At 68.2% G+C, this 7,751-nt stretch carries 1 protein-coding gene; it reads right to left on the bottom strand.

The features are described 5' to 3' along the window. Positions 1 to 7,453 (bottom strand): cadherin-like domain-containing protein (locus tag KUG38_RS13620; protein ID WP_216922548.1); only part of this gene is annotated, 7,453 nt, incomplete at its 3' end. Positions 7,454 to 7,751 lie beyond the last annotated feature (298 nt).

Here is a 7,751-nt window from a genome sequence, read left to right as displayed (position 1 = left end):
GGGGAACGGTGCCGTTGTAGTTGGCGGCCGGTGAGAAGGAATAGGAGCCGTTGGCGGCGATGGTGAGGCTGCCGACGCCGGCGATGGTGATGGGGCTGCCGAGGGGGAAAGGACCGCTCTGTCCGGCGATGGAGAAGGACGCGATCGAGACGGGCCCATCGGGACTGGTGGTGCCGCTCAGGAGGCTGCCGGTGGTGGTGCCGCTGTCCTCGGCGATGGAGATCGTCTCGTTGGCGTCGCTGAAATCGTTGTTGACTGGCGTGACGGTGATGGCGAGGGTGGAGGAATCGTTGGGCCCTGAGCCGTCGGTGACGACGTAGGAGATCAGGGGAACGGTGCCGTTGTAGTTGGCGGCCGGCGTGAAGGAAAAGGAGCCGTTGGCGGCGATGCTGAGGCTGCCGACCCCGGCGATGGTGATGGGGCTGCCGAGGGGGAAGGGCCCGCTCTGGCCGGCGATGGAGAAGGACGCGATCGAGACCGGGCCATCGGGACTGGTGGTGCCACTCAGGAGGCTGCCGGTGGTGGTACCGCTGTCCTCGGCGATGGAGAGGGTTTCGTTGGCGTCGCTGAAGTCGTTGTTGACCGGCGTGACGGTGATCGAAAGGGTGGAGGAGTCGTTGAGGCCAGAACCGTCGGTGACGGCGTAGGTGATCAGCGGAACGGTGCCGTTGTAGTTGGCGGCCGGGGAGAAGGAATAGGAGCCGTTGGCGGCGATGGTGAGGCTGCCGACGCCGGCGATGGTGATGGGGCTGCCGAGGGGGAAGGGGCCGCTCTGGCCGGCGATGGAGAAGGACGCGATCGAGACCGGGCCATCGGGACTGGTGGTGCCGCTCAGGAGATTGCCGGTGGTGGTACCGCTGTCCTCGGCGATGGAGAGGGTCTCGTTGGCGTCGCTGAAGTCGTCGTTGGCCGGCGTCACCGAGATCAGGAACGTCTGGATGGCACTGGTGTCGATGCCGCCGTTGGCGGTGCCGCCGCTGTCGCGAACGCGCACGGAAACGGTGGCCGTGCCGGTGGCATTGGCCGCCGGGGTGTAGGTGAGACGCCCGCTGGCGTCGATGCCGGGCTGGACGCTGAACAGGGCGTTGTTGTTGTTGGTGACCAGGAAGCTGAGGGTCTGGCCGGCCTCGTCGGCAGCGCCCCCGCGGCTCAGGCCCGTCGCCCAGCCGGCCACGCTCTGGGCACCGGCGTCCTCCACCAGGGTCTGATCCGGCCCCCTGGTGAAGGCCGGCACGTCGTTGACAGGGGTGACGGTGGTGTTGAGGGAGGTGGGGTCGGAGTAGCGGCCGGTGGGCCCCAGCAGGGGGGTGAGGTCGGTGGCGGCGCTGAAGGCCAGGGGGGTGTCGGCGACGCGGAGGGTGAGGCCGCCCGGGGTGCCGTTGAAGTTGGGGCTGTTGGGGAGGAAGCGGAGCGAGGCGGAGGTGGGCAGCAGCAGGGCGGCGCTGTCGGAGGGGGAGGCGATGGTGACCCAGCCGGCTCCGGCATTGAGGTTGTACTGCCAGACGCCCTGGGCGGCGGTGGCGGCGTTGCCGGTGATGGCGATGCCGCCAAAGGCGGAGGCGGCATTGGCACCGCCGGTGACGCTGCGCTGGTCGTCGGCCGTATCCCTGAAGCCGAAGCCGAGGGCGGCGATGGTGGCGCCGGGCGGGTTGGGGTTGTCCTCGGTGGTGGCGGCGAGGCTGGCGGCGCTGGCGGTGGGCCGGTCGTTGAGGTTGGTGACGCTGGTGGCGATGGTGCGATTGACGGCACTCCACGCACCGGTGCCGCTGGTACCGCCGGCGCTGGCCAGGTTGAAGGTGGCGCTGGCCGAGGTGCTGGTGGCGAGAGGAGCGCTGGCATCGGCGAGACGCACCAGGAGGCTGCCGGGGGTGCCGTGGAAGTTGGCCGCAGGCACAAAGCGCACCCGGCTGGCGGCACCGAAGACGAGGGCGGCGGCGGTGGACAGGCCGGCGGTGGGGAGGTTGATCCAGTCGCCGGCGACGGCGGGGTTGGGCGTGGCGGAGGTGGAGATCTGCCAGACGCCCTGGGCGGCGGTGTAGTTCGTGGCGCCGACGACGGCGAGGAAGGAGAAGGGGGTGGCCGTGTTGCCACCGCCATTGGCGGTCTGGTTGTCGGTGGCGTCGGAATAGCCGAAGGCCAGGGAGCTGAGGGTGGCGCCGGCGATGGCGGCGGCGGCGACGTCTTCCGCGATGGCGGGGAGGACGACGTTGGTGGTGGCGACGGGCTGGTCGTTGAGCGGGGTCACCGTCAGGGCGACGCTCCTGACGGCCTGCCGGGCGCCGCCGCTGCCGGTGCTGCCCAGGTCATTGACGACCACGGTGAGCGTGGCGCTGCCGTGAAAGTTGGCCGTGGGCGTGTAGGTGAGCGAGGCCAGGGCCGCGTTGAGATTGGCCTCGGTGCCGGTCACGGTCAGGCTGGTGGTGCCGTAGTTGCCCCCCGTCACGGTCAGCCCCGTGCGGGTGACCAGGTTGATGGTTCCCCGGTTGACAGCGACGGTGAGCCGTTCGAGGGCCCCGAAGTCGTCGGGGTCGCTGAAGCTGATCAGGTTGGCGCCGGTGAAGGCGTTGGCGCCGCTGTCCTCCACCACGGTGCGGGTGGCCGGCGCCGTCAGCACCGGGGCCTCGTTGGTGGAGGACACGTTGATGGTGAACGCGCCGGTGGCGGTGTTGTTTCCGATCACCCCCACGGTTTCGGCCCCGTTGTCGAAGTCGAAGGCGGTGGCGGTGATCGTCACCACCCGATCCACGTTGGGGTTGGCCGGGGTGTAGCGCAGGGTGTTCAGGGCGGCCTGAACCTGGGCACGCGTCCCCCGCACCTGCACGCTGGCGGTGCCGTTGGTGGTGAGGGTGGCGCCGTTGGCGTTCTGGATCAGCAGGCTGCCGTAGGGGGTGGCGCCGTCGGTGGCACTGAGGGTCACCCGGATGTCATCGGTGGCCCCCTGGCTGGTGTCCCTGGTGTCCTGGATGGCGAAGCCGCTGCTGATGTCGAGGAAGGTGCCGCTGGCGATCACCGTGTTGGCGGGAACCGCCAGCAGTGGCGCATCGTTGACCGGCGTGATGCGCACGCCGTTGTCGACGGACACCCGGTTGCCGGCGGGCACATTAGCGTGACCGAAATCGGTGAGGCTGGTGCGCAGGAAAAGGTTGCCCAGGCCGCTGGCGGCGCCGTTGAAGTCGGGGGCCCCCTGGAAGCGCAACAGATTGAGGGCGGTCTGCACCGCCGCCAGCGGGCCGGTGAGGGTGATCGTGTTGGTGCCGTCGCCTGTGGCGGCGCTCAGGCCGGCGATGGCGCCCAGCAGCAGCCGGCCTTCGGTGGTGGCATCGGCCAGGACCGTTCGCGCGGCATCGCGGAACAGCTGCACCTGCACGCTCACGTTGCGGCCGAAGCTGTCGGCGTCGGCCAGCACGAAGCCGCCCAGGCTGACGCTGGCGTCTTCGTTGACGCTGAAGAGCGTGGGGTTGGTGATCGTGGGCAGATCGTTGAGGTTGGAGGCCGTCAGAGCGATGTCGCGGCTGATCCGGTTGTTGGCGGCATCGATGGGCACCGGATTGCCGGCCCCATCGTTCTGGTTGACCGGGCCACCGTTGGCCCCCACCCCCAGCACGCCCGCGGCGCTGTAGAGGCGGTCGTCGACGCTGACGCGCAGCTTGAGGTCGCTGGCATCCAGGTCGGCGCCGAAGGCCACCGTGAGGCTGGCGAGGACCGCATTGATCTCGCTGCGGGTGCCCTGCACCACCAGGCTGTTGCTGCCCTTGCCGCTCAGGAACGCCCGCGCTGAGGTGGGGTTTGGGGAGGTGAAGGAGATCAGCCCGGAGGGCACCACCGCATTGGCCCCATCGAGCAGCTGGACCTCGATCCGCAGCAGATCGGTTTCTCCGCTCCCGATCGTGTCCAGATCGCTGTCGGTGGCGCGCAGCAGCCCGGCGCTGGCCACGGCCACCGGGGTGGAGCCGCTGCCGAAGACATCAAGGGAAGCCGGGGAACTCAGGCTGAGCAGGTCGTTGGCGGGCGTGACCGCGATGACAAAGGTGCCGGGGATTTCGTTGGTGGCACCGCTGATCGGGTTGTCGCCACCGCCGTCGCTCACCCTGAAGCTGAAGGCATCGCTGCTGGTCTCGGTCCCGTCGTGCAGGTAGGTGATCAGGTTGTTGTCGAGGTCGGCCTGGGTGAACACGCTGTTCACACCCAGGGCACGGCCGTTGAGGAAGAGCCGACCGTTGCTGGTGGGGGACGTGACCCGGTACTGGCGCTGGATCGGACTGTTGTCGGAATCGCCGTACGCCAGCCGGAGTGCCGTGCTGGTGCTGGCGCTTCCTGTGATCACGCCGCGGGAACCTTCCGCCACGGTGAGGGGAGTGTTTTCGATCGCAGCCGGCGGATCGTTCAGGGGCGCGATCGTCAGGGGGACCGACACCGGGGCGCCGGGGGCGTCGAAGCGGTCGAGGGGGGTGAAGACGAAGCTGTCGGCCAGCTCCCCAGGCCCGTCGTTGCCGTTGTGGCGATAGCGCAGGCGGCCCGCCGAAAGCTGGCTCTGGCTGATGCGGAGCGTGGCGCGATTGAGGCTGCCGCCGCTGCCATCGCCGATCACGGTCCAGGCGCCGCTGCCGGTGGTGTCGAACTCGAGCACGCCGTTGGCCGGCAGGGTGTCGATCCGCAGCCGTCGCTGGTCGGCTGTGTCGGCCTGGGAGAAGCTGCCCGGATCCCAGAGGGCATCGGCGCCGGGGTTGGGGTTGCCGGGAGCTCCGGCGAACACCTGCTGTCCCGAACCATCGACGTCGGCGATGGTGATGTCGCGACGCTCCGCCGCCCCCAGCAGCGGTCCGGGGCTGGAGCTGTTGAAGGTCAAGGTGCCCCCTTCCACCAGCAGGCTGGTGCTGCCACTGACGCTGGCGCTGGGGGCATCGTTGATCGGAGTGACCCGGATCGCGAAGCGGAAATCGCTGGCCCCGTTGCTGACGACGCTGCGGCCATCGCTGATGTTGAAGCGGAAGCCGGAATCGAAGACTTCCCCTCCACCGTGTACGAAGGTGAGCCGCCCGTTGTTGATGTCGTCCTGCGTGAAGACGTCCAGGTTGTTGAGGGCCACACCGTTCAGCCGCAGGCTGCCTCCCGCCGGCGCGGCGGTGAGCCGGTAGACCCGCTCGGCCGGGTTGCTGTCGCTGTCGCTGATGGCCAGATCCGTGGCCCGGATCGTCACCGTGGCACCTTCGCTGGTGCGCAGCAGGTTGTTGGTGGCCAGGCTGGGGGCGGCATTGGCTGGCAGGCTGGCGGGCGCGTTGCCGCCGCCGCTGCTGCTGGTGCCCAGGGGATTGAGGTAGGTGAGGCGAAAGCTGATCGGCGTCAGCGGATCCCCCGGCAGGGGCTGGGGCGAGCTGTTGGTGTGGATGCCGCCGTCCCGGGTCTGGGTGAAGCCGCCGGGAAGCAGGCCGATGGCGCCGTCCTCCACCGTGAATGTGAAGTCCGCCGTGGTGCCCGATGGGGTGCCGTCGACGAAGTTGAACCGCAGCCGCCCGGTGTCGATGTCGTCCTGGCTGAAGCTGCCGCCGCTGAGCAGGCCCACCCAGGTGCCGCCACGGAACACCTGCAGCTGCCCCCGGGCCGGATCCGCTGCCGCCGTAAGGGTGTAGGTGAGGTTGGAGGACGGCGAATCCGCATCGCTCACCCTCAGGGCGGCGGCCGTGATCGCCGTGCTGCCGGTGGGGGTGACGATCGGGTTGTTGGCGCTGAGGGTGGGGTCGTCGTTGACCCGCTGCACTGCCAGGTTGATGACGGTGTTGGTGCTGAGCACCCCGCCGGTTCCCTGGCCGCCGCCGTCGTCGCTGACGCGGACGCCGAAGCTCTCGTTCGGGGGGAAGCCGCCGTTGAGGTCGTTGCCGTCGTGGTCGTAGGTGAGCCCCGCCAGCGAAGGAAGAGTGAACGGTGCCGTGATCGGCGTGCCGTTGTAGCGGAGCGTGCCCCGCAGGGGCAGGGAGGTGATCACGACCGTGTGGGCCACGCCCGCGGCCTGGTCGGCATCACTGATGCTGAGGGTGACCGGCACCCCCCGCTGGCCCTCGAAGACGGCAACCGAGCCACTCACGGCCGGTGCCTGGTTGACGGGGGTGATGCTGATCGGAACGGTCGCCGAAGCGATCCGCCCGCCGGCACCATCGTCGACGGAGACGGTGACGGCATCACTGTCGCTGCCGGCGATCACCCCGGGCAGCACCTGGGAGCCGTCATGGGTGTAGGTGAAACTTCCCCTGAAGCTGCTGGAGAAGCTGGAGCCCACCACCAGGGGATTGCCATTGAGCCTGATGGTTCCTTTGCCCGGCAGGGAGGTGATCCGGTAGATCACCTGCTCGGGCAGGTTGTCCACATCCGAGAGGGTGAAGTTCACCAATGTGAAATTGGCTGTGCTCCCTTCCGCCACCACCAGGGGTCTGGTGACCAGGGTGGGGGCATCGTTGACCGGGGTGACCTGGATCGGCCCGGTGGAGAGGCTGATGGGGCCGTCGCCGTTGGTGAGATCGGTGGCCGTCAGGGTGAGGCTGGGGGCCACCGGCGTGTTGACGCTGTTGGCGTCGGCCGCCGGCGTGAACAGGAGGCTGGCGATCGCCGCATTGATGGCGGCCAGGCTGCCTTCCAGGGTGAAGTCGGCGCTGCCGTTGCTGCCGCTGGTGATCAGGGCGGCGCTGGCCAGGGTGGCCGTGCCCCCCGTGGTGGCGATCCGCAGCCGCAGCGTGATCGGCGCCCCACCGTTGTCGCTGTCGGCCACGCTCAGGCCGGTGATGGCCAGGGGGGTGTCCTCGGCGGTGATGCGGGTGCCGACGAAGCTGTCGTTGAGCACCGGTGCGCTGGCGAATTCAGCGGCCAGCGAGCGGCCATCGATCAGGAGCTGGTGCTGGTCGTTGTCGGCCAGGATCGCCGCCCGCTGCGCCTCATCCAGGGGCGCACCAGTGACCAGGGCGGCGAACAGGGCGCCCTCATCCCCCCGGGCATCGAGGGGGCCGTTCAGCCACTGATCGATGGCGTGACCCACTTCCTCCAGGAGGACGCGCTGAATGGCCTCCACGGAGGTGGCCAGGGACAGCCAGTTGGCATTGATGTAGATCCTCTGCCGCCCATCGGGATCACGGGGTGTGTAGGCACCGCTGGCACCTGAGAGTTCCTCTCCGCTGCGCCGTTCGACCGCCAGCTGAAGGCCTGGCCCCCGCATCACCTGCGCGAGCGAAATCACCCGGGACTGGAACTGATCGGGATCGCTGCCGGCGGTGGCGAACGATTCATTCAGCAGATCCTCATAGTCATCCCGGAGGGGTAGTTCTTCGAGGATTCTGTTGACATTCAGCAGGGCGATCGCCCAGCGCTGTTCCATGTCCGCCGTCAGGGCCGGATCGATCGCTTCCTCGGCGAAAACCTGTCGGTGCAGGCCCTCGCCCTTGGGTGCACCGGCAAGGCTGGCTTGGCCCAAAAGTCCTGCCAGGAGGTCAAGCCCGAGGAATTTCATGCCTGGATCTGGTCGATAGTTCGCGTGGCGCGGATCCTATGGCAACGACCTGTCTTGCCGAGTCTGCGAACAAGACAGGGCAGCTTCGATATCGTCGTGCCCATCTAAACGCCACATATTAAGAACATTAAAGTTGCCATAAAGAATCTTTATAGAGTCCCAAGAATGAGCGTTTTCGGCCACGGCTGTCAGTGGGTATTGCTAGGAAACTCAAAACAAGAAAAAGTGACCAAAATCTTGCTTCCGTTTCGACCTGACCCTG

This window comes from Synechococcus sp. CCAP 1479/9 (genome assembly GCF_019038535.1).
Lineage (GTDB): Bacteria > Cyanobacteriota > Cyanobacteriia > PCC-6307 > Cyanobiaceae > Cyanobium.
Note: the sequence above shows the minus strand (reverse complement) of the source record. Positions and strands in the feature narration are given on the sequence as shown.